The sequence below is a fragment of the Sphingobium sp. TA15 genome, assembly GCF_037101235.1.
GTDB lineage: Bacteria > Pseudomonadota > Alphaproteobacteria > Sphingomonadales > Sphingomonadaceae > Sphingobium > Sphingobium indicum.
Genome location: NZ_AP025355.1, coordinates 761,907 through 785,493 on the forward strand (window position 1 = coordinate 761,907; position 23,587 = coordinate 785,493).

A 23,587-nucleotide genomic window follows, 5' to 3' on the forward strand; every position below is an offset into this window, starting at 1 on the left:
GTCCCCCTGCGCCCATCTTACTGACCGCCGCCATTGGCGCTGGCCAGCGCGCGCTGGACGGAGGCCACGGCATTGGGACTGCGCTTGACGCCCAGTTCCTTTTCGACGGCGCGCTCGAACTGCTGGCCATATTCCTGGCCCACCACTTCGCTGAGCTGGTCGCGAACCTGGTTGACCAGCGCCTTGTCGCTGCCCGCGTCGCCGCGCTTGATGCCGTTCAACTGCACCACGAAATAGCCCCGATCCTGCCCGGCGGGCAGCGTCTTCACGCTGTTGGTCGCCATGGTGAACAGCATCGCCACCTCGGCAGGCGGACGCTGGCCGTCGCGCATGATGTCGGCGCGGCGGCCGCCCACCACTTGCGGCCTGGGCAGGGCGATGCCGGCGGAGGCGACCGCCTCGTCCAGTTTCATGCCCTTGGCGACCTTGGCGCGGATCTGCTCGGCCAGCGCCTTGGCCTTCTCATTGCCCTGGGCGAGCTTGTACTGCATCGCCACCAGCGGCTTCACCTTGGCGAGCGGCGGCGGCGCGGCGGCCTGGATGTCGCCAGGCGCGGCCAGCGCATAGCGCTTCTCCGCCACGATCGGAACCAGTTGCGCGTCGTCGTCCTGGCTCATGCCGAAGACGGGGGCGAGCAGCGGCTTCACGTCGGCCGGAACCTGATAGGCGGCATCCTCCACCTGCTTGCCGGAGGAGACGAGGAAGGGCGTGGTCTCCAGCTTCAGGCCATTGTCCTTCACCACTTCATCGAAGCTGCCGCCATTGGCGATCTGATCCTCTATCTTGCCGGTGAAGTCGTTGAGCAGCCGCTTTTCCTTCTGCGCGCGCAGCGCGGCGACGATCTCGTCCCGCACCGCCGCCAGGGCGCGGGCCGGGGTCGTCCTGACCGCCGTGACGCGCAGCAGCACCCAGCCCAGCGATCCGCGCAGCGGCCCCGCCAGTTCGCCCTGCTTGGCGGCGAAACCGGCATTGGCGACGGCGGCGGACGCGGCGGAGGCCAGCGCTTCCCGGCTCTGGTCCTTCAGTTCGGAGACGGAGAGGCCGGCCGATTGCGCCGCCGCGGCGAGCGACTTGCCGCCCTTCACCTGGTCCGCGATCGCCTTGGCGGCGGCCTGCGTCGGCAGGATCAACTGCTCGAAGCTGCGGCTCTCCTTCGCGGCATAGGCTGCCTTGTTCTGGTTGTAATAGCTGGCGATTTCCGCATCGGTCGGCTGCGCCGCCTGGGCGAAGCGTTCGGCGTCGATCACGGCATAGCGGATGCGGCGCTGTTCCGGAATGGTGTAGCGCGCCGCATTCTTCCTGTAGAAGTCGTCAAGCTGCGCGTCGGTCGGGTCGGCGATGTCCTTGAAAGCGGTGGCGGGAATGACGGCGATGGTGCCCTGCCGCGCCTCCAGCAGCAGCGAGGCATAGGGCAGCACCATGGAGTCGGTCAGCTTCACGCCGAGTCCCAAGGGGGCGAGCATCTGGCGCTCCAATATCTCCCGGCTGATGTCGTCGCGCAGCGCCTGTTCGGTGATCCGTTCGCGCAGCAGCAATTGCCGGAAATTTTCCTGGCTGAAATTGCCTGCCGCATCCTGGAAGGCGGGGATCTGCGCGATCTGGGCATCGACCAGCCGCTTGGAGATATGGACCTTCTGGTCGCTCGCATATTCCTTCAGCGTCATCGACGCGACAAGCTGGTCATAGACCTGCGCCGCGCCGCCCTGCGCCAGGAAGTCGCCGATCTGCAATCCCGGATTGGACCTGCGCGCATTTTCGAACACGCGCTGCACCCGGTCCTGCAATTCGGTCATGGTGAGGCGCGATCCGCCCGCCCTGGCCGCGGTTTCGCCGCCGCCCATGGACGATCCGAAATTGCCGCTCGTGATGTCCCCCATGATGAAGGCGGCCGCGATGATCCCCAGGAAGATCAGGGCCGCAAAGGCGCCCAATTTGGAGCGGATGAAACGGCGAAAGACTGAAAGCATGGAGGAAAGTCCGTAAAAGCGGCTTTGATGGCGGCCCGCTTTAAGGGCGGATCGTCGCGTGGGCAAGGGGCGGTGGGGCGCCAAGGCTGGACAAATGCCCGCACGCCGTTCATCGGCTCGGCCAACCCGGCGCGCGGATTGGAGAGCCGCGCCGCAGGGGACCGTGCAGCAATAAGCATAAGGGGAAAGATCGATGAGCAGGCGGAAGCTGGTTGTCGGCAACTGGAAGATGAACGGCCTGCGCGCCCAATTGGGCGAGGTGGAGGCCATTGGCGGGCTGGCGCGCGACTATCCGGCGGCGGAAGTCGGGCTGTGCCTGCCCGCGACGCTGATTTCGGCGGCGGACGGCATGAAGGGCGCGGCCTTCATCGGCGCGCAGGACTGCCATATGAAGGAAAGCGGCGCGCATACCGGCTGCCTCTCCGCCGCCATGCTGGCCGAAGCCGGGGCAAGCTGGACCATCGTCGGCCATAGCGAGCGGCGGCAGGACCAGGGCGAAACCGACGCGGACATCGCGGCGAAGGCGCTGGCGGCCAAGGCTGCGGGGCTGAAGGTCATCCTCTGCGTGGGCGAAAGCCTGGACGTGCGCGACGCGGGGGATGCGGAGGCGGTGGTTTCGGCGCAACTGATCGCCTCCTTGCCGGAAGGCGCGGCGTCCGACTGGCTGGCCATCGCCTATGAACCGATCTGGGCCATCGGCACGGGCCGGATCCCCACAATGGAAGCGGTCGCCGCGATGCACGCCGCCCTGCGCGCCGCGCTGGCGAGCCGGATCGGCCCGGATGCCGACGAGATGCGAATCCTCTATGGCGGATCGATGAACGGCGACAATGCGGCGGAGCTTCTGGCGCTGGCCGATGTCGACGGCGGCCTGATCGGCGGCGCGAGCCTGACGGCGGCGAAATTCGCCCCGGTGATCGCGGCGGCGGCCTGACCCCAACAAAAAAATAAGCCCCTCCCTTTCAAGGGAGGGGGAAGGGGTGGGTGCGAGCGCAGCGAGCTTCCATGCCATCAACCATGCGATAACGCCGCATGCCGCCGCCCACTCACCTCCAACCCCTCCCGCCTGCGGGAGGGGAGAGGAGGGGGCGGTTGCCCCGGCGCGCCATCATCGCTATGTGCGCGTCAACGCACCCTTTACCGGACAGATATTCGTCTCATGTTCACCTTCATCCTCGTCGTGCAGGCCATCGTCGCTGCCCTGCTGGTCACCGTCATCCTGATGCAGAAGTCGGAAGGCGGCGGCCTGGGCGTCGGCGGCAGCCCGGCGGGGTTCATGTCGGCGCGCGGCGCGGCGGACTTCCTGACCCGATCGACCACGGTTCTCGCAGGCATCTTCGTGACGCTGTCGGTCGTGCTCGCGGTGATCGCCTCGATCCAGCACCGGCCGAGCGACATCGACACCTCGCTGGTGAAGCAGGCGCCGGCCGCTCCGGCATCCGGTCCGGCCCCGGCGACCGGCAACGATCCGCTGGCCGGCGCTGCTGGCGCGGCGAGCGGCAATGCCGCCAACGGCGCGGTTCCGCTCGCCAACTAAGCCGCCTTACGGTCATTTCGATCTTTTTTCGCACGCGCGATGATTCGCGCGCTTGCCCAACTCGTTTGTAAAAGGCTAAGCCTCTACTCCCATGGCGCGGTATATTTTCATCACCGGCGGCGTGGTCTCCTCGCTTGGCAAGGGCCTGATGGCCGCTTCGCTCGCAGCACTGCTGCAGGCGCGAGGTTTCCGTGTGCGTATCCGGAAATTCGATCCCTATCTCAACGTCGATCCGGGCACGATGAGTCCCTATCAGCATGGCGAGGTCTATGTGACCGACGACGGGGCGGAAACCGACCTCGATCTTGGCCATTATGAGCGCTTCACCGGCGTTTCGGCGCGGCAGTCGGACAATGTGACGCAGGGCCGGGTCTATCAGACCATCATCCAGCGGGAACGGCGCGGCGACTATCTGGGCGCGACGGTGCAGGTGATCCCGCACGTCACTGACGAGATCAAGGCCTTCGCCCTCGCCGACTCCGACGACCTCGATTTCGTGCTGTGCGAGATCGGCGGCACGGTGGGCGACATCGAATCGCTCCCCTTCATGGAGGCGATCCGCCAGTTGCATAACGATCTGGGGCGCAACCGCTCCATCTTCGTCCATGTGACGCTGGTCCCCTATATCGCGGCGGCGGGCGAGCTGAAGACCAAGCCGACCCAGCACAGCGTCCGCGAACTGACCTCGCTCGGCATCCAGCCCGACATATTGCTCTGCCGCTGCGAACATCCGCTGCCCGAAAGCGAGCGGCGCAAGATCGCCCTCTTCTGCAACGTCCGCCCCGAAGCGGTCATCCCCGCGCTCGACGCCAGCAGCATCTACGCGGTCCCGACGCAATATCATGCCGAAGGGCTGGACGACGAAGTGCTGCGCGCCTTCGGCATCGAAAACGCCCCCGCGCCCAGGCTGGACCGCTGGCACGACATCATGGACCGCCAGCAGAATCCGGAGGGCGAAGTCACCATCGGCGTCGTCGGCAAATATGTCGGCCTGCCCGATGCCTACAAGTCGCTCTATGAGGCGCTGACCCATGGCGGCTTCGCCAACCGGGTGAAGGTCAACATCAAATGGCTGGACGCCGAACTGTTCGAGGAAGAGGGCGCGGACATCGCCGCCCGCCTGGAACCGATGCACGGCATCCTCGTCCCCGGCGGCTTCGGCGTGCGCGGGTCGGAGGGGAAGATCGCCTCCGTCAAATTCGCCCGCGAACGCAACGTGCCCTTCTTCGGCATTTGCCTCGGCATGCAGATGGCCTGCATAGAGGGGGCGCGGAACACGGCGGGCATCGCCAACGCCTCCACCACCGAATTCGGCGAAACCAGCGAGCCGGTCGTCGGCCTCATCACCGAATGGATGAGCAAGGAAGGCCTGCAGAAGCGCACCGCCGAAACCGACCTTGGCGGCACCATGCGCCTGGGCGCCTATCCGGCGAAGCTCACCGGCAACAGCGTCGTCGCGGGCATCTATGACGCCACCGACATCAGCGAACGGCACCGCCACCGCTATGAGGTGAACGCGGGCTATCGCGAACCGCTGGAAAAGGGCGGCCTGATCTTCTCCGGCATGTCCCCCGACGGCACGCTCCCGGAAATCGTCGAGCGGCCCGACCACCCCTGGTTCGTCGGCGTGCAGTTCCATCCGGAACTCAAGTCCAAACCCTTCGACCCGCATCCGCTCTTCGCCAGCTTCATCGAAGCGGCGGTCAAGCAGAGCCGGCTGGTGTAAGAGGAACGGGGCCGCAAAGGCCCCGTTTTCTCCTACACCGAAATATGGATATCGTGCTCCTGCGAAAGCAGGAGCCCAGTCCCGCCGTCTAAGTTGAAATGCACCGTCTGAACTGGGTTCCTGCCTTCGCAGGAACACGGATCATCCCTGGACAGGCGTCAACTTCAACAACCGCCCCCGCGACCCTTGCCCGCCATCCTCCAGCAGCCAGAGCGCCCCGTCCGGACCTTGCTCCACCTCGCGGATACGCGCGCCCATGTCCCACTGGTCGGCCTTGGCGGCATTCTCCCCGTCCAGCTTCACCCGCACCAGCGCCTCGCTCGACAGCCCGCCGATGAACAGCGAATCCTTCCACTGCGGAAACAGGTCGCCCGAATAATAGACAAGCCCGCCCGGCGAGATCACCGGATTCCACCAGACTTTGGGCGCCTCGAAACCGTCGCCCGCCTTATGATCGGGAATGTCCCGCCCATCATAATGGCTGCCGTTGGAGGCGAGAGGATAGCCGTAATTCAACCCCGGCTTGATCAGATTGACCTCATCCCCGCCCTTCGGCCCCATCTCCTGCTCCCAAAGCCGCCCCTCCTTGTCGAAGGCGATCCCCAGCAGGTTGCGATGCCCATAGGACCAGACCGCAGGATGAAATCCCTTCGCCGCCAGCGGATTGCCCGCCGCCGGGCTTCCATCCAGATTCAACCGCAGCACCTTGCCCAATGTCGATTTCGGATCCTGCGCCGGATCGAATTTCTGCCGCTCGCCATTGGTGAAGAACAGATATTTCCCGTCCGGCGAAAAGGCGATCCGCCCCGAATAATGGCCGTTGCCCTCGACATAGGGGCTGGCGCGGAAAATCACCTTCACCCCGTCCAGCTTGGTCGTCCCGTCGCTCGCCTGATCGAAACGCCCGGTGGCCAGCGCCACGCCCTTGCCCCCCGGACCCGCCTCGGAAAAGCTGAAATAAACCGTCCCATTCTTCGCAAAGCCGGGCGCTGGCACTACGTCCATCAGCGCGCCCTGACCTGCGCTGTCCACCGGCGGAATCCCCGCGACGGGAATTTTCGTCCCATTCTTCGGATCGAACAGGATCATCTCGCCCGCCTTCTCCGTCACCAGCATCCGCCCGTCCGGCAGGAAGGTCATCGCCCAGGGAGACTCGAAATCCGCGATCACCGACGTCTTGAACGGCTTTTCCGGCGCCGCATTCTGCCCTGCGGCATTGTCCGCCGAACAGGCGATCGGGGTCATGCTGAGGGTGAGGGGCAGGGCGGTCAGGGCGAAATGGCGCATCTTTTTCCTCCTCGTCGGACGATGAAATGTTCCGCGACAAATAATGTTGCAGCTTTGCGGCATTCTGCCTATATCGCGCTTGCTTCCTTACATCGTCAAACATGTCGGGGTCGCGGGCGGAACGCCTGCGGCAACAGGGAAGCTGCATATTTGCTTGTGGAGACTTCATGGCGGACATCGCCGAACTGACAGCCCTGATCGAACCGGAGGTGAAGGCCCTGGGCTTCGACCTCGTGCGCATCAAGCTGTTCGGGTCGGGTGACGAATATACGCTTCAGATCATGGCGGAGCGCCCGGAAACGAAGCAACTCGTCATAGAGGATTGCGCCGCCATCTCCCGCCGCCTCTCCGACGTGCTGGACGAAGCCGACCCGATCGAGGAGGCCTATCGTCTGGAGGTCAGTTCGCCGGGCATCGACCGCCCGCTGACCCGCCTTACCGATTTCCTCGAATGGGCTGGGCATGAGGCGAAGATCGCCGCCACCGAAACCGTCTCCGGCCGCAAGAGCTTCCGGGGCGTGCTGAAGGGCGTGGAGGGCGAGGACATTTTGTTCGCCGACGCCAAGGCGGGCGACGTCGCCATCCCCTTCGCGCTGGTGGGCGACGCCAAGCTGATACTGACCGACGCGCTGATTGCTGCTAGTATGCCGCTCTCCTCCGATGGGGCGGACGAGTTCGAAACCGAAGAGTAAGGGTTTAACGATCATGGCCAACGCCATTTCCGCCAACAAGGCCGAGTTGCTCGCCATCGCCAATTCGGTGGCCAGCGAAAAGATGATCGACAAGGCCATCGTCATAGAGGCGATGGAAGACGCGATCCAGCGCGCCGCCCGCGCCCGCTACGGCGCGGAAAACGACATCCGTGCCAAGCTGGACCCGGAAACCGGCGATCTGCGCTTGTGGCGCGTGGTCGAAGTGGTCGAGGTCGTGGACGATTATTTCAAGCAGGTCGACCTGCGCCAGGCGCAGAAGCTGAAGAAGGACGCCGTGATCGGCGACTTCATCGTCGACCCGCTGCCCCCCATCGACCTGGGCCGCATCGACGCCCAGTCGGCCAAGCAGGTGATCTTCCAGAAGGTCCGCGACGCCGAGCGCGAGCGCCAGCATGAGGAATTCAAGGACCGCGTGGGTGAGATCATCACCGGCGTCGTCAAGTCGGTCGAATTCGGCCATGTCGTGGTGAATCTCGGCCGCGCCGAGGGCGTCATCCGCCGCGACCAGCAGATCCCCCGCGAAGTCGTCCGCGTCGGCGACCGCATCCGCTCGGTGATCCTGAACGTGCGCCGCGAAAACCGGGGTCCGCAGATTTTCCTCAGCCGCGCCCACCCCGAATTCATGAAGAAGCTGTTTGCGCAGGAAGTGCCCGAAATCTACGACGGCGTGATCGAGATCAAGGCCGCCGCCCGCGATCCGGGAAGCCGCGCCAAGATCGGCGTCATCAGCCGCGATTCCAGCATCGACCCGGTCGGCGCCTGCGTCGGCATGAAGGGCAGCCGCGTGCAGGCCGTCGTGCAGGAAATGCAGGGCGAGAAGATCGACATCATCCCCTGGTCGGAAGACACCGCCACCTTCGTCGTCAACGCGCTCCAGCCCGCGCAGGTCGCCCGCGTCGTCATCGATGAGGAAGAAGAACGCATCGAAGTCGTCGTTCCCGACGATCAGCTTTCGCTCGCCATCGGCCGCCGCGGCCAGAATGTCCGCCTGGCCAGCCAGCTCACCGGCAAGGCCATCGACATCATGACCGAGGCCGATGCGTCCGAAAAGCGCCAGAAGGAATTCGTCGCCCGCTCCGAAATGTTCCAGAACGAACTGGACGTGGACGAAACCCTTTCGCAGCTTCTGGTGGCAGAGGGCTTCGGCGAACTGGAAGAAGTCGCCTATGTCGGCGTCGAGGAACTGGCCGCGATCGAGGGCTTCGACGAAGACCTGGCCGCCGAATTGCAGAGCCGCGCCCAGGAAGCGCTGGACCGCCGCGAAGCCGCCGCCCGCGAAGAGCGTCAGGCGCTCGGCGTCGAGGACGCGCTGGCCGACATGCCGCACCTCACCGAAGCCATGCTGGTGACGCTGGGCAAGGCGGGCATCAAGACGCTGGACGATCTGGCCGACCTCGCCACCGACGAACTGGTCGCGAAGAAGCGCGTCGACCAGCGCCGCCGCCGCGAGAACAAGGAAGAGGACAAGGGCGGCATATTGGCCGAATATGGCCTCACCGAGGAACAGGGCAATGAGATCATCATGGCCGCCCGCGCCCACTGGTTCGAAGGCGAGGAAGCGTAAGCGCAGATGCCCTTCGTAGACATCCGTCTGGCCGGAAACGCCACCCGCGAGCAGAAGGCGGCCATCGTCGCCGACGTCACCTGGTCGCTTGTCGAGCGGCTGGGGAAGTCGCCTGCCGCCGTTCAGGTGGTGATTTCCGAGATTTCGACGGAAAATTACGGCGCAGGCGGCCAACTCATTGCCGACCGCGACGCGCCCAAAGCAGGGGAGGACGCCCATGCCGCGGTCACTTCCCGATGAGAGGTTAAGCTCGCCCCATAGCGCTACCCTACCAACTCCCCTCCCTTCCAGGGAGGGGTTGATCGGAGTCACGTGCCTCCGATCAAGGGTGGGTGCGATTGCATCAGCAATCGCCAGCAACGGCGATTGGGCTAGGGCGGATGCGCGCTACGCGCGACCCACTCCCAACCCCTCCCTGGAAGGGAGGGGAGAAAAAGCATGACCGAACGCAAATGCATCCTGTCCGGCGACCGCGCCGACCCGGAAATGCTGGTGCGCCTCGCCTGCGGCCCGAACGGCGAAATCCTGCCCGACATCCGCGCCAAGGCCCCCGGCCGCGGCGCCTGGATCGGCGTCACCCGCGCCGAACTTGAACAGGCGCTGACAAAGGGCAAGCTCAAGGGCGCGCTCGCCCGCGCCTTCAAGACCGGCGACCTGCACATTCCCGACACGCTGCCCGCCCTCATAGAGGACGGCCTGCGCAAGGCATTGCTCGACCGCCTGGGTCTGGAGGCGAAGGCGTCCATGGTCCTGACCGGCTCCGAAAAGATCGATGTCGCCTGCCGCAAGGGCGACGTCACGCTGCTGCTCCACGCCGCCGACGCGGCCGCCGACGGCAACCGCAAGCTGGACCAGGCGCTCCGCGTCGGACAGGAGGCCGAGGGCACGGATTTGGCGGGCATCGTCTTGCCTGTGGACCGACACGCCCTATCTATGGCAATGGGGCGGGACAATGTCGTCCATATCGCGGTGACCGACTCGCGTGCGGCGTCACGTCTGCGCGGCGCCATAGGCCGCTTGGAAAGCTATCTGGGTTGCGCTAACGGAGCGCCGGTGCATGGGGAGCGTGACTCCGCAGGGGCACTGGGCGCCTGAGGTAGCATTGGAATGAAGGCGCCGACGGGCCTTGCCGGTCGGGTTGATGTGAAGGGTATAGTTCAGTCGTATGAGTGACAGCAAGGAAGACAAGCCGGTTCTGGGCCGCAAGCCGCTGGGGATCAAGCGCACGGTCGAGTCCGGTCAGGTGCAGCAGCAGTTCAGCCATGGCCGCAAGAATACGGTCGTGGTCGAGGTGAAGCGGCGCCGCATCCTGGGCAAGCCGGGCGAAGCCGGCCACGCTGCGCCTGAACCTCAGGCCGATCCCACGCCCGTTGCTGCCGCGCCTTCGACGCAGCCGCCGCAGGCCCGCGCGCCGCAGCCGGCCCCCGCCCGTCCGGCGCCGCCGCAAAGCCTGATGTCGCGTCAGGAATTGCAGGCGAAGCTGCTGCGCGAGGCCGAGGAAGCCCGCATGTCCGCGCTGGAGGAAGCGCGCCGCCGCGAAGACGCCCAGCGCCTTGCCGCGAGCGAGGAGGAAAAGCGCCGCGCCGAGGAAAACCGCCAGGCTACCGAAGTGGCCGAGGTCGAAACCACACGTCAGCCCGAAGTCGAGACCGGGCCGGCCGAGGAAGCCGCCAGGGCGCCTGTCGAGGAATCCGAGGCGACCGCCGCCGATGTTCCGGTCGACGCCGCGCCCTCCGCCGCCGAGCCGAAGTCCGCCGCCTCGACCGCCATGCCGCCGCCGCGCCGCTTCACGCCGGTCGCGCCGGTCAAGCGCCCCGAACCGGCCAAGCCCGACCGCGCCAAGCGCGGCGACGACAATCGCCGCCAGGCCGGCAAGCTCACCGTCACCCGCGCCCTTGCGGATGACGACAGCGCCCGCGCCCGCAGCCTCGCCGCGCTGAAGCGCGCCCGCGAGAAGGAACGTCGCGCCCATTATTCCGGCGGCGCCCAGCAGCGCGAGAAGCAGACGCGCGACGTGGTCGTGCCTGAAAGCATCACCGTCCAGGAACTGGCCAACCGGATGGCGGAAAAGGGCGCGGACCTGGTGAAGGCCCTGTTCAAGATGGGCACCGCCGTCACGCTCAACCAGCCGATCGACCAGGATACGGCGGAACTGCTGGTCGAGGAATTCGGCCACCGTATCCAGCGCGTGTCCGACGCCGACGTCGAAATCGGCATGGAGGGTGAGGTCGACGCGCCCGAAACGCTTAAAGCCCGTCCGCCGGTCGTGACCATCATGGGCCATGTCGACCATGGCAAGACGTCGTTGCTCGACGCGCTGCGCGGCACCAACGTCGTGTCGGGCGAAAGCGGCGGCATCACCCAGCATATCGGCGCTTATCAGGTGAAGACGAAGGGCGGCGACACCATCACCTTCCTCGACACGCCGGGGCACGAGGCCTTTTCGGAAATGCGCGCGCGCGGCGCCAACGTCACCGACATCGTCATCCTGGTGGTGGCGGCGGACGACGGGCTGATGCCCCAGACCATCGAGGCCATCAACCACACCAAGGCCGCCGGCGTGCCGATGATCGTCGCGATCAACAAGGTCGACAAGCCCGAAGCCAATCCCCAGCGTATCCGCGAACGCCTGCTCGAACATGAGATCGTGGTCGAGGATATGGGCGGCGAAACGCAGGACGTGGAGGTTTCCGCGCTCAAGCGGACGGGCCTCGACGATCTGCTCGACAAGATCATGCTCCAGGCCGAACTGCTCGAACTGACCGCCAATCCCGACCGCGCCGCCGAAGGCAATGTGGTCGAGGCGCAGCTCGACAAGGGCCGCGGCGCGGTCGCCACCGTGCTGGTGCGCAAGGGCACGCTCAAGATCGGCGACACCTTCGTCATCGGGTCGGAAAGCGGCAAGGTCCGCGCAATGATCAACGACAAGGGCCAGAATGTGAAGACCGCCGGTCCCTCGACCCCGGTCGAGGTTCTGGGCCTGTCCGGGGTGCCGATGGCGGGCGACCAGCTCACCGTCGTCGAGAACGAGGCCCGCGCCCGCGAAGTCGCCGCCTATCGCCAGGAACAGGCGACCAAGAAGCGCACCACGGCCGCCCCGACCAGCTTTGAACATATGTTCTCGGCGCTGAACACCAAGGTCATCGAATATCCGGTGGTGGTGAAGGGCGACGTGCAGGGTTCGGTGGAGGCCATCGTGTCTTCGCTCAACCGCATCTCGACCGACGAGATCAAGGTCCGCATCCTGCATTCGGGCGTCGGCGCGATCACTGAAAGCGACGTCACGCTGGCGGCCGCCAGCCGCGCCCCGCTGATCGGCTTCAACGTGCGCCCCAATGCCAAGGCGCGCCAGTTGGCGGAGCGCGAGAAGATCTCGCTGCGCTATTATGACGTGATCTACGACCTGCTTGAGGAAGTTCGCGGCGAAATGGCCGGCCAGTTGGCGCCGGAACGCATCGAAACCATCGTCGGCCGGGCCGAGGTGCTTCAGGTCTTCCCGGCGGGCAAGAAGGACAAGGCGGCGGGCCTGCTCGTCCTCGAGGGCATCATCCGCAAGGGTCTGGCAGCGCGCCTCACCCGCGAGGATGTCATCGTGTCGCGCACCCACATCGCCTCGCTGCGCCGCTTCAAGGACGATGTGTCCGAAGTCCGGGCAGGCATGGAATGCGGCGCGGTGCTCCAGGACACTAACGACATCAAGCCCGGCGACACGCTGGAACTGTTCGAGGTCGAGGAACGCGCGCGGACGCTGTGATCCATGTTCCCCCTCCCGCAGGCGGGAGGGGGCTGGGGGGTGGGCTCGCCCTCTCCTGAACTGCAATGGCCGATGGGGAGAGCCCACCCCCGGCCCCTCCCGCTTGCGGGAGGGGAGGATATAATGCCCGCTCCCAATGAAGGCCCCTCCGTCCGGCTCCTCCGCGTGGGCGAACAGGTGCGCCATGTCCTGTCCGACATCCTCCAGCGCGGCGACGTGCATGACGATGTCCTCGCCAGCCATGTGGTCAGCGTCACCGAAGTCCGCATGTCCCCCGACCTGCGCCACGCGACCGTCTTCATCAAGTCGCTGCTCGGCCAGGACGAGGCCGCCGTGCTGAAGGCGCTGCGCACCAACACCGCCTTTCTCCAGCGGGAGGTCGCGACCCGCATTCGCCTCAAATATGCGGCGAAGCTCAAATTCCTGGCTGACGAGAGCTTCGACGAGGGCAGCCATATCGACAAGCTGCTCCGCGATCCAAAGGTCGCCCGCGACCTGGAGCAGCCGGAAATCGAGGACGATTAAGCGCGACGTGCTCCTGCGAATGCAGGAGCCTAGTCCAGGCGGCAGAACTGGGCCCCTGCCTTCGCAGGAGCACATTGCGCTTGATCGAAAGTCTTTTTCCACCGTCGACGTGACGGCGCAGCCCCGCTAACAGCGTCTCTCCGGCAGGAGCAAAAGGGGCTGAGGCGCATGAAAAAGATCGGCATATTGGCAGTCGCGCTGACGCTGGCCATACCCGCCGCCGCCAAGGAAGCGCCGATCCACCCCGCCGTCACCAGCGACCCCGCGCCCGACGCCGCCTATCCCGCCGGCATGAGCGCCTTCACCATCCCCTCCGAAGACGGCGCGCTCAACGCGGTCCTCTACACCGCCGCCGGTTCCGGCCTGCACCCGACGCTGCTCCTCCTCCACGGCTTCCCCGGCAACGAGCAGAATCTGGACCTTGCCCAGGCCGCCCGCCGCGCCGGATGGAATGTCCTCACCCTCCATTATCGCGGCAGTTGGGGCAGCCCCGGCAGCTTCTCCTTCACCCACGCCTCCGAAGACGCCTGGAACGCCCTGCAATATCTTCAGCAATCCGCCACCGTCGCCCGATACCGCATTGATACCAGCGCCATCGTCGTCGCGGGCCACAGCATGGGCGGCTTCATGGCCGCCGATGTCGCCGCCGCCGAACCCCATGTCGCGGGCCTCTTCCTGATCGACCCCTGGGATCCGTCCGAAACCGCCGCCGCGCTCTCCACCCCGGAGGGCGAGGCCGCCTGGAAAGCCGAAGTCGCCAGCGACCTGCCGCCCCTGCACGGCGCCACCTATGACAGCCTGACCACGGAAATCCGCGCCGACACGGAAAAATTCGACCTCGGCCGCAAGCTGGTGGGCTATGGCCGCCGTCCGCTCGTCATCATCGGGGCGGAACGCGGCATTGGCGCCATGGCGCGCAAGGTCACCGCCGACGCGCAATCCGCCAATCCCGACACGCGGCTGATGGTCTGGCCGACCGACCACAGCTTCTCGGACAAGCGCATCGCCCTGGCCGACGCGCTCGTCCGCTTCCTCAAGCAGATCGCGCCGATGGCCCGCTGATGGCCAAGCTCTATTTCTACTATAGCTCGATGAACGCGGGCAAATCGACGACCCTGCTGCAATCCAGCTTCAACTATCGCGAGCGCGGCATGGAAACCATGTTGTGGACCGCCGCGATAGACGACCGCTACGAACGGGGCCTGATCGTCTCGCGCATCGGGCTGGAGGCGAAGGCGCATCTGTTCGACGCCGCGACCGACCTGTTCGCGCCCATCTCCGCCCAGCATGCCCGGAGGCCCCTGTCCTGCGTGCTGGTCGACGAAGCGCAGTTCCTGAACGCGGCCCAGGTCTGGCAGCTTGCGGCGGTGGCCGACCGGCTGGCCATCCCCGTTCTCTGCTACGGCATCCGCACCGATTTCCAGGGGCAATTGTTCGAAGGCAGCGCCGCGCTGCTCGGCCTGGCCGACACGCTGACGGAGATCAAGACGATCTGCGAATGCGGGCGGAAGGCGACCATGAACCTGCGCGTGGATGGGGAAGGGCGGCCCATCCGCGAAGGCGAACAGACCGAAATCGGCGGAAACGACCGCTATGTCGCGCTGTGCCGCCGCCATTTCGTGGAAAAGCGCTCCGCTCGCTGACCACCGCAAATGCCGTAACCGTCCAGGAAGGGCTGACAACCGGGGACAGGAGGGCTAGAGCGCGCCGCCATGCACGGCTGGATCATCCTCGATAAACCCCATGGCCTTGGCTCGACGCAGGCCGTCAGCGCGGTAAAGCGCGCCCTGCGCGTCAGCGGCGCGGGCAAGTGGAAGGTCGGCCATGGCGGCACGCTCGATCCGCTGGCGACCGGCGTGCTGCCCATCGCGGTCGGGGAGGCGACCAAGCTCGCCGGGCGAATGCTCGACAGCGACAAAATCTATGATTTCACCGTCCGTTTCGGCGTCCAGACCGACACGCTGGACCTGGAGGGCCGGGAAATCGCCGCCAGCGACCATCGCCCGACGCTGGCGGAGGTGGAGGCGATATTGCCCCGCTTCACCGGCCCCATCGAACAGGCGCCCCCCGCCTACAGCGCCATCCTGATCGACGGCCGGCGCGCCTACGACCTCGCCCGCAAGGGGGAGGATGTGGAGATGAAGACCCGCGCCGTCACCGTCCACGCTCTCGTCATCAAGGGACAAGAGGCGGAAGGGCCAGAGATCGGGACAAGGGGGCTCGCCTCCGTCACCCTCCGCGCCCATGTCTCCAAGGGCACCTATATCCGCTCCCTCGCCCGCGACATCGCGCTGGCGCTCGGCACGGTCGGCCATGTCACCATGCTCCGCCGCGTCAAGGCAGGCCCCTTCACCCTGGAATCCGCGATTTCGCTGGACAAATTGGACGAAGCTGCTAGGGGCGGCGGCATCGCGCAGCTTATGCTGCCGTTGACCGCAGGGCTGGACGACATCCCGGCTCTCGCAGTCTCTCCCGATGAAGCGCTGGCTCTCCGACAGGGGAAGGTGCTTGTGGGGAAACCGCATACCGGTCTCATGCTGGCGATGGAGGGCGCAACGCCCGTCGCGCTGGTGGAGTCCAGTGGCCCAGAAACCCTTAGGGAAATCAGGGTGGTGCGCGGCTTCAATCTCTAGATGTTACGAAAGGAAGCCGATGTCGATTACTGCCGAGCGCAAGGAAGCGCTGATCAAGGAACATGCCCGTGCCGAGGGCGACACAGGTTCGCCGGAAGTCCAGGTTGCGATCCTCTCGGAGCGCATCGCCAACCTGACCGAGCATTTCAAGGGTCATCACAAGGATAACCACAGCCGTCGCGGCCTGCTGATGCTGGTCAACAAGCGCCGTTCGCTGCTGGATTATCTGAAGAAGAAGGATGGGGCGCGCTACACCGACCTCATCGCCAAGCTGGGCCTGCGCAAGTGACCCAATAAGTTCGGCCCGCTTCGGCGGGCCGATTACGTTTGGGTCATCCCCGCGCAGGCGGGCATCCAGGGTTCCGGGCGCTGTGTTTGGAACCCTGGGCTCCGGCTTTCGCCGGAGCACGTTAAAATGGATGGTCGCGCAATCCGGTGCGATCGTCCGGTCAAAGGGGTTGATCATTACCCCAAACCGCCGCGCGCCGGATAGCGCGCAGACAGGCCCCGCCCGGCAATAGGGCCAGGCGGGCGAAGGAAAAAACCAATGTTCGATGTAAAGAAGGTATCAATCGAGCTGGGCGGCAAGACCCTCACGCTCGAAACCGGCCGCATTGCGCGTCAGGCCGACGCCGCCGTGCTGGCGACCTATGGCGAAACCGTGGTGCTCTGCGCCGTGACCGCCGCCAAGTCGGTGAAGGAAGGACAGGACTTCTTCCCGCTGACCGTCCATTATCAGGAAAAATATTCGGCCGCCGGTCGCATTCCGGGCGGCTTCTTCAAGCGCGAGCGCGGCGCGACGGAAAAGGAAACGCTGGTTTCCCGCCTGATCGACCGCCCGGTCCGCCCGCTCTTCCCCGAAGGTTTCTATAATGAAATCAACGTCATCGCTCAGGTTCTGAGCTTCGACGGGGAAAGCGAGCCCGACATCGTGGCGATGATCGCCGCCTCGGCCGCGCTGACCCTGTCGGGCGTGCCCTTCCTGGGTCCGATCGGCGCCGCCCGCGTCGGCTACAAGGATGGCGAATATCAGCTCAACCCCTCGCTGGACGAAGTGAAGACCGGCGAACTCGACCTGGTCGTCGCCGCCACCGGCAATGCGGTGATGATGGTCGAATCCGAAGCCAAGGAGCTTTCGGAAGACGTGATGCTCGGCGCCGTCCTCTTCGCCCATGAAGCGTCGAAGAAGGTCGTCAACGCGATCATCGACCTCGCCGAAAAGGCCGCGAAGGATCCGTGGGACGTCGCCAAGGGCGACAATCTCGACGACCTCAAGAAGAAGCTCAAGAAGCTGATCGGCAAGGACATCGCGGCCGCCTACAAGCTGACCGACAAGTCCGCCCGTTCGAGCGCGATCAACGCCGCCCGCGACAAGGCCAAGGCCTTTTTCGCGGAAGAGGGCCTGGACGCCCAGAGCGTCATGGCCGGCATCAAGCTGACCAAGAAGCTGGAGGCGGAGATCGTCCGCACCGCCATCCTCAAGGAAGGCAAGCGCATCGACGGCCGCACCACCACGCAGATCCGTCCGATCGAGGCGATGGTAGGCTTCCTGCCGCGCACCCATGGTTCGGCGCTGTTCACCCGCGGCGAAACGCAGGCGATCTGCACCACCACGCTTGGCACCAAGGACGCCGAGCAGATGATCGACGGCCTGACCGGCCTCCACTATGAAAGCTTCATGCTGCACTATAACTTCCCGCCCTATTCGGTCGGCGAAGTGGGTCGCTTCGGCGCGCCGGGCCGTCGCGAAGTCGGCCATGGCAAGCTCGCATGGCGCGCCCTGCACCCCGTGCTGCCCAGCAAGGAGGAATTCCCCTACACGATCCGCGTCCTCAGCGACATCACCGAGTCCAACGGATCGTCCTCGATGGCGACGGTCTGCGGCGGTTCGCTCTCGATGATGGATGCCGGCGTTCCGCTGAAGCGTCCCGTCTCCGGCATCGCCATGGGCCTGATCCTGGAAGGCAAGGAGTTCGCGGTCATCAGCGACATCCTGGGCGATGAGGATCACCTCGGCGACATGGACTTCAAGGTGGCGGGCACGGAAGCGGGCATCACCACCATGCAGATGGACATCAAGGTTGCCGGCATCACGCAGGAAATCTTCGAAGTCGCGCTGCGCCAGGCGAAGGAAGGCCGCGCCCACATCCTGGGCGAGATGAGCAAGGCCCTGTCCTCGACCCGCACCGAACTGAGCGCGCACGCTCCGCGCATCGAGACGATCCAGATCGACAAGTCGAAGATCCGCGACGTCATCGGCACCGGCGGCAAGGTCATCCGCGAGATCGTCGCGGAAACCGGCGCGAAGGTCGACATCGACGACGAGGGCATCATCAAGATCAGCTCGTCCGACATCAACCAGATCGAAGCCGCCAAGAAGTGGATCCTCGGCATCGTCGAGGAAGCGGAAGTCGGCAAGATCTACACCGGCAAGGTCGTCAACATCGTCGACTTCGGCGCGTTCGTGAACTTCATGGGCGGCAAGGACGGCCTCGTCCACGTCTCCGAAATGAAGAATGAGCGCGTGGAAAAGCCGACCGACGTCGTGTCGGAAGGCCAGGAAGTGAAGGTCAAGGTTCTCGAAATCGACCCGCGCGGCAAGGTTCGCCTGTCGATGCGCGTGGTCGACCAGGAAACCGGCGAGGAACTGGAAGACACCCGTCCGCCCCGCGAACCCAGAGGGGATCGGGGCGGCGACCGCGAAGGCGGCCGTGGCGACCGCAATCGCCGCGACCGTGGGGGCGACCGCGGCGGACGCGGGGGCGATCGCGGCCCGCGCCGCGACCGCGGTCCCCGGGGCGAAGGCAAGGGCGACGATGACGGCTCCAGCGCCGGCCTGCCGGATTTCCTGACCCAGGATTGATCCTGGTCCATCATGTTCAGAAAAAAGGAAGGGCGTCCGGTCATCCGGGCGCCCTTTTCGATGAATTTGACCGCTTCCTGATCTCCATCAATTGGCGTTTCCGGCAGTTATGTTACTGTAACGACCAAGGAACCGGGGGATATATGCAGCGCAAGAACGAAAGATTCGTGGAGCGGTTGCCGCTTGTCTTGCGCCGGCCCTGGCATGCTTATCTGCTGGCGACCGTTTTCTGCCTGATCGCTTTTGCCATTCGCACCGTCGCGGAAATCGCCATGCCGGTCGGCTATCCCTTCGTGTCCTTCTTTCCCGCCGTGATCCTGACCTCCTTCCTGTTCGGGGTGCGGCCGGGCATCTATGCGGGCGTGCTGTGCGGCCTCATCTCCTGGTATTTCTTCATTCCGCCGCGCATGGCGTTCGATCTTCATCCGGGCGTGCTGTTGGCGCTGGTCTTCTACGGCACCGTGGTGGCGGTGGACATCGCGCTGATCAACCTGCTGCAGAAGGCGAACTTCAAACTGGCGGTAGAGCGGGAACGCAGCCGCGCCCTGGCCGAAAATCGCGAACTGCTGTTCCGCGAATTGCAGCACCGCGTGTCCAACAATCTTCAGGTCGTCGCCGCCATACTCTCGCTCCAGCGGCGCCATGTCGATCATGACGTGGCTCGCCGGGCGCTCGACGACGCCTCGGCCCGGCTGGCGCTGGTCGGCCGGATCAGCCGGGCGCTCTACAATCCTTCGGGGGAGGGGCAGAATGTCCGCTCCTTCCTGACGACATTGACCGCCGACGTGCTGGAGGCCAGCGGCCGCGACGACATCGTCCTCACCGTCGATGCGCCCGACGGCCTGACCCTGGAACCCGACATCGCCGTGTCGATGGCGCTGATCGTGACCGAAGCGGTCAACAACGCCATTGAACATGGCCTGCCGCATCGGGGCGGCAGCATCCATGTCGGCCTGGACATCAGCGACGGTACGATAACGCTCGACATCACGGACGATGGAAAGGGACTGCCCGCCAATTTCGACCCTGGTTTCGGCCAGAGCCTGGGCCTGCGGATTTCCAACGCCCTTGCCGGCCAACTGAACGGCCGCTTCTCGCTCATGCCCGCGGCGAAGGGCGGCGCGACAGCGCGGCTCGACCTGCCTGTTCGCGCATAGCGACAGGCAGGCACATTCTGCCGCTTGGCGAGGGCCATTCCCTCGGCTATGACCCGGCCATGCTGACGAAAACCATGACGCGCATCGGCGCGGCTACCGCACCGCTTCTGCTCGCCGCCCTGCTGTCGGGCTGCGCGACGTCGAAGAACAAGGCCGACACACAATATGTCGCCCGCGACGTGTCCACGCTCTACAATGCCGGCAAATATCGCCTGGATCGCGGGCAGTACAAGCTCGCCGCCGCCCTGTTCGACGAGGTGGAGCGCCAGCACCCCTATTCGCCCTGGGCGCGCCGGGCGCAGCTCATGTCGGCCTTCAGCTATTACATGAATCAGGATTATCCGGAATCGATCGGCGCGGCGCAGCGCTTCCTGTCGATCCACACCGGCAACAAGGACGCGCCCTACGCTTATTATCTGATCGCGCTCTGCTATTATGAACAGATCGCCGACGTCACCCGCGACCAGAAGATCACGCAACAGGCGCTGGACGCGCTGGGCGAACTGATCCGCCGCTATCCCGACACGCGCTACGCGGCCGACGCCCGGCTTAAGCTCGACCTCGTGAACGATCACCTCGCGGGCAAGGAGATGGAGATCGGCCGCTTCTACCAGCGTCGCGGCCAATGGCTGGCCGCCACGCTGCGTTTTCGCACGGTCATCGACAAATATCAGACGACCACCCACACACCCGAAGCGCTGGAGCGCCTGGTGGAAAGCTATCTCTCGCTCGGCATCCCCGCCGAAGCGCAGAAGGCCGCCGCCGTGCTGGGCCGCAACTATCCCGGTTCGAAATGGTATGAGCGCAGCTACAAGCTGATGCGCGAACATCCGAACAAGGCCTGACCTGAATTATCCCCCTCCCGCAGGCGGGAGGGGCGAGGGGTGGGCCGCGAGCAAAGCGAGCGTTCCGCCCTAGCGTTGAAAGAAGCGCCGCTGGCGCGGCGCACCCACCCCCGGCCCCTCCCGCTTGCGGGAGGGGGGAGTCGCTCGCCTTTGCTGACCGCTCTCTCCATCCGCAACGTCGTGCTGATCGAGGCGCTGGACCTGGATTTCGGGTCTGGCCTCGGCGTGCTGACCGGCGAGACCGGCGCGGGCAAGTCGATCCTGCTCGATTCGCTCGGCCTCGCGCTGGGCGCCCGCGCCGACAGCGGCCTCGTCCGCAACGGGGAGGCGCAGGCCAGCGTCGCCGCCACCTTCGAAGCACCCCGCGCCGGTCATCGCGTGACCGACCTGCTGGCCGACAACGGCATAGACATCGAACCGGGCGAGCCGCTGATCATCCGCCGCATCGTCAAGGCCGACGGCGGCAGCCGCGCCTTCGTCAACGATCAGGCCTGTTCGGCCGCCCTGCTGCGCGACCTCGGCAGCGCGCTGGTCGAAATCCACGGCCAGCATGATGATCGCGGCCTGCTCAACCCACGCGGCCACCGCGCCTTGCTCGACGCCTATGGCCGCTGCGACACGGGCGCGGTCGCCCAAGCCTATCACGCCTGGCGCGCCGCCGCCGACCGCCTCGCGGAAAGCCGCGCCAGCGTCGAGACCGCCGCCCGCGACCGCGATTACCTGACCCACGCGGTGGACGAACTCACCCGCTTCGCCCCCGAACCCGGCGAAGAAGCCACGCTGGCCGAAGAACGCGCCACCATGCAGAAGGGCGCGCGCCTCTCCGACGACCTTTCCGCCGTCACCGAATGCTTCACCGGCTCCGACGGCGGCCTCGCCCAATTGCGCCAGGCCGCCCGCCGCCTCGACCGCATCGTCGGCGAATATGAACCGCTGGCCGAAGTCCTCGCCGCCCTCGACCGCGCCGTCATCGAAGCCAGCGAAGCGGAGGACCGCCTCAACGAAGCCGCCGAGGCCTTGAGCTTCGACCCCGCTCGCCTCGACGCCATCGAAACCCGCCTGTTCGACCTACGCGGCCTGGCCCGCAAGCATCAGGTCCAACCCGACGACCTCGCCGCCCTGCGCGACGAGATGGCGGCGAAACTCGCCGCCATCGAAGGCGGAGAAGACCATCTCGTCGCCCTGGAAACCGATGTGAAGGCCAAGGCCGCCGCCTATCGCGAAGCCGCCCAGTCCCTCTCCGCCGAACGCCGACAAGCCGCCGGAAAGCTGGACGCCGCCGTCGCCGCCGAACTCGCTCCGCTGAAACTGGACGCCGCCCGCTTCCGCACCGTCGTCGCGCCGCAGGAGGAGTGGCAATGGGCCCCCCACGGCATGGACCGGGTGGAATTCGAAATCTCCACCAACCCCGGCGCGCCCTTCGCCCCGCTGGTCAAGATCGCCTCTGGCGGCGAACTCTCCCGCTTCATCCTCGCGCTCAAGGTCGCGCTGGCGGAACAAGGCGGCGCGGACACGCTGATCTTCGACGAGATCGACCGCGGGGTAGGGGGCGCCGTCGCTTCCGCTATCGGGGAGCGCCTGTCCCGTCTGTCCCGGACCAACCAGATACTCGTCGTCACCCACAGCCCGCAAGTGGCGGCACGCGGCGCAGGCCATATGCTGATCGCCAAATCGAGCGACGGCACCGTCACACGAACCGGCGTCCATGCGCTGAGCGACGGCGAACGCCGCGAGGAAATCGCCCGCATGCTCTCCGGCGCCGAAATCACAGCCGAAGCCCGCGCCCAGGCCGAACGCCTGCTGGAAAAGCTATAAAGCAGCCGCGTTCCCGAAGTAGCCCGGCCGCAAGCAATCACTTGCAGTCATTCGTGTACGGAGCGCCGTTGCCGGCAAGCGGTCACGGCCCATCGGCAAGGGCGGCGTTTTGCGGGGCTGCGGGGAAGACGAGTCCGCTGACGATATGAGCGGTGATCGCGCCGCCCATCTGCGCGGCGACGAATGCAGGCACGCAGGATGGGGCGATCCCGGCGAAACTGTCGCTCAGCGATCGGGCAAGGGTGATGGCGGGGTTTGCGAAGCTGGTGGAAGAGGTGAACCAATAGGCGGCCACGATATAGAGGGCGACGCTGATCGGCACGCTTTCCGGGCGCATCCGCACGGTTCCGATGATCGTCAGAACCAGACCGAAGGTAGCGATGGCCTCACCGGCCCATTGCCCGCCGCCGCCGCGCAACTTGGCGGATAGCTGGAGCAATGGGACGTCGAACATCAGATGCGCCAGCCATACGCCGATGATCCCACCCGCCAACTGGGCGGCGGCATAGGCCAGCGCCGCGTCGATGCGTATGTGGCCGCGCATGCACATGACGAACGTGACGGCAGGATTCATGTGCGCGCCCGACACCGGCCCCAGCATCGTGATCAGCACGAACAGGATCGCGCCGGTCGCCAGCGTGTTGCCCAGAAGCGCGATGGCGATGTTCCCGCCCGCGATGCGTTCGGCCATGATCCCGGACCCGATGACGGTCGCAAACAGCAGCAGGCTGCCAAGCGCCTCGGCCAGAACAGCGCGGCGGTTCATGCCGGTCGAATGCGATTGCCGTCCGCGTCGACGACCTGCTCCCCATCCTCCTTCGCGAACGCGCCGCGCTGCTGCGCGGGAAGAATGTCCAGCACCACCTCGGACGGGCGGCACAGCTTCACGCCCAGCGGCGTCACGACCAGCGGCCGGTTGATGAGGATCGGGTGCGCCATCATCGCGTCGATAAGGGCGTCGTCGGTCAGCGTCTCGTCATCCAGGCCGAGTTCGGCATAGGGCGTGCCCTTCTCGCGCAGCAGATCGCGAGGCGACATGCCGGCGCGTTCGATGAGCTGGACAAGAAGCGCCCTTGCGGGGGGCGTCTTCAGATATTCGACGACATGCGGCTCCATTCCGGCGTTGCGGATCATGGCGAGCGCGTTGCGCGACGTCCCGCACTCCGGATTGTGATAGATGACGATGTCGGTCACGGGCTGG

At 65.8% G+C, this 23,587-nt stretch carries 21 protein-coding genes; 17 read left to right on the top strand and 4 right to left on the bottom strand.

Translation table 11 applies throughout. From position 1 onward, the window contains the following. Window positions 1-17: 17 nt before the first annotated feature. Window positions 18-1,967 (bottom strand): peptidylprolyl isomerase, encoded by a 1,950-nt coding sequence (locus tag Sj15T_RS03845; RefSeq protein ID WP_013039953.1) that lies wholly within the window; start codon window positions 1,965-1,967, stop codon window positions 18-20. A gap of 193 nt (window positions 1,968-2,160) precedes the next feature. On the opposite strand from Sj15T_RS03845, the gene tpiA reads away from it, so the two are divergent. From tpiA to Sj15T_RS03860, 3 genes are all read left to right on the top strand, one after another. Further along, the gene (gene tpiA, locus Sj15T_RS03850) at window positions 2,161-2,901 is read left to right on the top strand and encodes a triose-phosphate isomerase (protein WP_013039954.1); all 741 of its coding nucleotides are present in this window, start codon (window positions 2,161-2,163) and stop codon (window positions 2,899-2,901) included. Between the two features lie 225 nt (window positions 2,902-3,126). Further along, entirely contained in the window at window positions 3,127-3,504 is a 378-nt protein-coding gene (secG, locus tag Sj15T_RS03855) for a preprotein translocase subunit SecG (protein ID WP_007689028.1), read from the top strand. Between the two features lie 91 nt (window positions 3,505-3,595). After that, a complete protein-coding gene (locus Sj15T_RS03860; RefSeq protein WP_013039955.1) occupies window positions 3,596-5,230 on the top strand; it encodes a CTP synthase in 1,635 nt (544 codons plus the stop codon). 141 nt (window positions 5,231-5,371) lie between these two features. Here Sj15T_RS03860 and Sj15T_RS03865 read toward each other — a convergent pair whose 3' ends face one another. Beyond that, window positions 5,372-6,517 (bottom strand): PQQ-dependent sugar dehydrogenase, encoded by a 1,146-nt coding sequence (locus tag Sj15T_RS03865; protein WP_013039956.1) that lies wholly within the window; start codon window positions 6,515-6,517, stop codon window positions 5,372-5,374. Window positions 6,518-6,684: 167 nt separating this feature from the next. Here Sj15T_RS03865 and rimP point away from each other — a divergent pair, with 167 nt between their 5' ends. The 14 genes from rimP to recN all read left to right on the top strand — a co-directional run bounded on the left by rimP (window position 6,685) and on the right by recN (window position 22,386). Next, entirely contained in the window at window positions 6,685-7,209 is a 525-nt protein-coding gene (gene rimP, locus Sj15T_RS03870) for a ribosome maturation protein RimP (RefSeq protein ID WP_041385855.1), read from the top strand. A gap of 13 nt (window positions 7,210-7,222) precedes the next feature. Continuing rightward, window positions 7,223-8,794, top strand: coding sequence for a transcription termination factor NusA (nusA, locus tag Sj15T_RS03875; RefSeq protein WP_007689036.1), 1,572 nt, complete (start codon window positions 7,223-7,225; stop codon window positions 8,792-8,794). A 6-nt stretch (window positions 8,795-8,800) separates the two neighbouring features. After that, entirely contained in the window at window positions 8,801-9,034 is a 234-nt protein-coding gene (locus Sj15T_RS03880; RefSeq protein ID WP_013039958.1) for a 4-oxalocrotonate tautomerase family protein, read from the top strand. Between the two features lie 198 nt (window positions 9,035-9,232). Further along, window positions 9,233-9,889, top strand: a complete 657-nt coding sequence (locus Sj15T_RS03885) for a DUF448 domain-containing protein (protein WP_013039959.1) — start codon at window positions 9,233-9,235, stop codon at window positions 9,887-9,889. A 70-nt stretch (window positions 9,890-9,959) separates the two neighbouring features. Continuing rightward, the gene (gene infB / locus Sj15T_RS03890; protein WP_013039960.1) at window positions 9,960-12,548 is read left to right on the top strand and encodes a translation initiation factor IF-2; all 2,589 of its coding nucleotides are present in this window, start codon (window positions 9,960-9,962) and stop codon (window positions 12,546-12,548) included. A 123-nt stretch (window positions 12,549-12,671) separates the two neighbouring features. Then, window positions 12,672-13,073 (top strand): 30S ribosome-binding factor RbfA, encoded by a 402-nt coding sequence (rbfA, locus tag Sj15T_RS03895; protein ID WP_007689043.1) that lies wholly within the window; start codon window positions 12,672-12,674, stop codon window positions 13,071-13,073. A gap of 168 nt (window positions 13,074-13,241) precedes the next feature. Then, window positions 13,242-14,135, top strand: coding sequence for an alpha/beta hydrolase (locus tag Sj15T_RS03900; protein ID WP_013039961.1), 894 nt, complete (start codon window positions 13,242-13,244; stop codon window positions 14,133-14,135). Beyond that, a complete protein-coding gene (locus Sj15T_RS03905) occupies window positions 14,135-14,716 on the top strand; it encodes a thymidine kinase (protein ID WP_013039962.1) in 582 nt (193 codons plus the stop codon). Before Sj15T_RS03900 ends, Sj15T_RS03905 begins: the two co-directional genes overlap by 1 nt. A gap of 69 nt (window positions 14,717-14,785) precedes the next feature. Further along, on the top strand, window positions 14,786-15,706 hold the full coding sequence (gene truB / locus Sj15T_RS03910; RefSeq protein ID WP_013039963.1) for a tRNA pseudouridine(55) synthase TruB: 921 nt from the start codon (window positions 14,786-14,788) through the stop codon (window positions 15,704-15,706). 19 nt (window positions 15,707-15,725) lie between these two features. After that, window positions 15,726-15,995: a 30S ribosomal protein S15 gene (gene rpsO / locus Sj15T_RS03915; protein ID WP_007689051.1), complete on the top strand. Its 270-nt coding sequence runs from the start codon at window positions 15,726-15,728 to the stop codon at window positions 15,993-15,995. 258 nt (window positions 15,996-16,253) lie between these two features. Continuing rightward, window positions 16,254-18,569 carry a polyribonucleotide nucleotidyltransferase gene (gene pnp, locus Sj15T_RS03920; protein ID WP_013039964.1) on the top strand — a complete coding sequence of 772 codons (2,316 nt, stop codon included), beginning with the start codon at window positions 16,254-16,256 and terminating at the stop codon, window positions 18,567-18,569. A 143-nt stretch (window positions 18,570-18,712) separates the two neighbouring features. After that, on the top strand, window positions 18,713-19,726 hold the full coding sequence (locus tag Sj15T_RS03925) for a histidine kinase dimerization/phosphoacceptor domain -containing protein (protein ID WP_013039965.1): 1,014 nt from the start codon (window positions 18,713-18,715) through the stop codon (window positions 19,724-19,726). A 59-nt stretch (window positions 19,727-19,785) separates the two neighbouring features. Further along, window positions 19,786-20,571, top strand: coding sequence for an outer membrane protein assembly factor BamD (locus Sj15T_RS03930; protein WP_007689057.1), 786 nt, complete (start codon window positions 19,786-19,788; stop codon window positions 20,569-20,571). Between the two features lie 150 nt (window positions 20,572-20,721). Further along, window positions 20,722-22,386 (top strand): DNA repair protein RecN, encoded by a 1,665-nt coding sequence (gene recN, locus Sj15T_RS03935; RefSeq protein ID WP_013039966.1) that lies wholly within the window; start codon window positions 20,722-20,724, stop codon window positions 22,384-22,386. Window positions 22,387-22,468: 82 nt separating this feature from the next. Here the strand turns inward: recN and Sj15T_RS03940 are convergent, their stop codons facing one another. Beyond that, a complete protein-coding gene (locus Sj15T_RS03940) occupies window positions 22,469-23,152 on the bottom strand; it encodes an MIP/aquaporin family protein (RefSeq protein ID WP_013039967.1) in 684 nt (227 codons plus the stop codon). Continuing rightward, window positions 23,149-23,580 carry an arsenate reductase (glutaredoxin) gene (arsC, locus tag Sj15T_RS03945; RefSeq protein WP_013039968.1) on the bottom strand — a complete coding sequence of 144 codons (432 nt, stop codon included), beginning with the start codon at window positions 23,578-23,580 and terminating at the stop codon, window positions 23,149-23,151. Before arsC ends, Sj15T_RS03940 begins: the two co-directional genes overlap by 4 nt. Window positions 23,581-23,587 lie beyond the last annotated feature (7 nt).

Bases quoted from the DNA above. Each gene is read 5' to 3' on its own strand.
- Sj15T_RS03860 (WP_013039955.1), top strand. From the start codon at position 3,596: ATGGCGCGGTATATTTTCATCACCGGCGGCGTGGTCTCCTCGCTTGGC.
- pnp (WP_013039964.1), top strand. From the start codon at position 16,254: ATGTTCGATGTAAAGAAGGTATCAATCGAGCTGGGCGGCAAGACCCTC.
- nusA (WP_007689036.1), top strand. From the start codon at position 7,223: ATGGCCAACGCCATTTCCGCCAACAAGGCCGAGTTGCTCGCCATCGCC.
- rbfA (WP_007689043.1), top strand. From the start codon at position 12,672: ATGCCCGCTCCCAATGAAGGCCCCTCCGTCCGGCTCCTCCGCGTGGGC.
- secG (WP_007689028.1), top strand. From the start codon at position 3,127: ATGTTCACCTTCATCCTCGTCGTGCAGGCCATCGTCGCTGCCCTGCTG.
- Sj15T_RS03940 (WP_013039967.1), bottom strand. From the start codon at position 23,152: ATGAACCGCCGCGCTGTTCTGGCCGAGGCGCTTGGCAGCCTGCTGCTG.
- Sj15T_RS03930 (WP_007689057.1), top strand. From the start codon at position 19,786: ATGCTGACGAAAACCATGACGCGCATCGGCGCGGCTACCGCACCGCTT.
- Sj15T_RS03905 (WP_013039962.1), top strand. From the start codon at position 14,135: ATGGCCAAGCTCTATTTCTACTATAGCTCGATGAACGCGGGCAAATCG.
- Sj15T_RS03845 (WP_013039953.1), bottom strand. From the start codon at position 1,967: ATGCTTTCAGTCTTTCGCCGTTTCATCCGCTCCAAATTGGGCGCCTTT.
- truB (WP_013039963.1), top strand. From the start codon at position 14,786: ATGCACGGCTGGATCATCCTCGATAAACCCCATGGCCTTGGCTCGACG.
- Sj15T_RS03900 (WP_013039961.1), top strand. From the start codon at position 13,242: ATGAAAAAGATCGGCATATTGGCAGTCGCGCTGACGCTGGCCATACCC.
- Sj15T_RS03885 (WP_013039959.1), top strand. From the start codon at position 9,233: ATGACCGAACGCAAATGCATCCTGTCCGGCGACCGCGCCGACCCGGAA.
- rimP (WP_041385855.1), top strand. From the start codon at position 6,685: ATGGCGGACATCGCCGAACTGACAGCCCTGATCGAACCGGAGGTGAAG.
- Sj15T_RS03880 (WP_013039958.1), top strand. From the start codon at position 8,801: ATGCCCTTCGTAGACATCCGTCTGGCCGGAAACGCCACCCGCGAGCAG.
- Sj15T_RS03865 (WP_013039956.1), bottom strand. From the start codon at position 6,517: ATGCGCCATTTCGCCCTGACCGCCCTGCCCCTCACCCTCAGCATGACC.
- rpsO (WP_007689051.1), top strand. From the start codon at position 15,726: ATGTCGATTACTGCCGAGCGCAAGGAAGCGCTGATCAAGGAACATGCC.
- tpiA (WP_013039954.1), top strand. From the start codon at position 2,161: ATGAGCAGGCGGAAGCTGGTTGTCGGCAACTGGAAGATGAACGGCCTG.
- Sj15T_RS03925 (WP_013039965.1), top strand. From the start codon at position 18,713: ATGCAGCGCAAGAACGAAAGATTCGTGGAGCGGTTGCCGCTTGTCTTG.
- infB (WP_013039960.1), top strand. From the start codon at position 9,960: ATGAGTGACAGCAAGGAAGACAAGCCGGTTCTGGGCCGCAAGCCGCTG.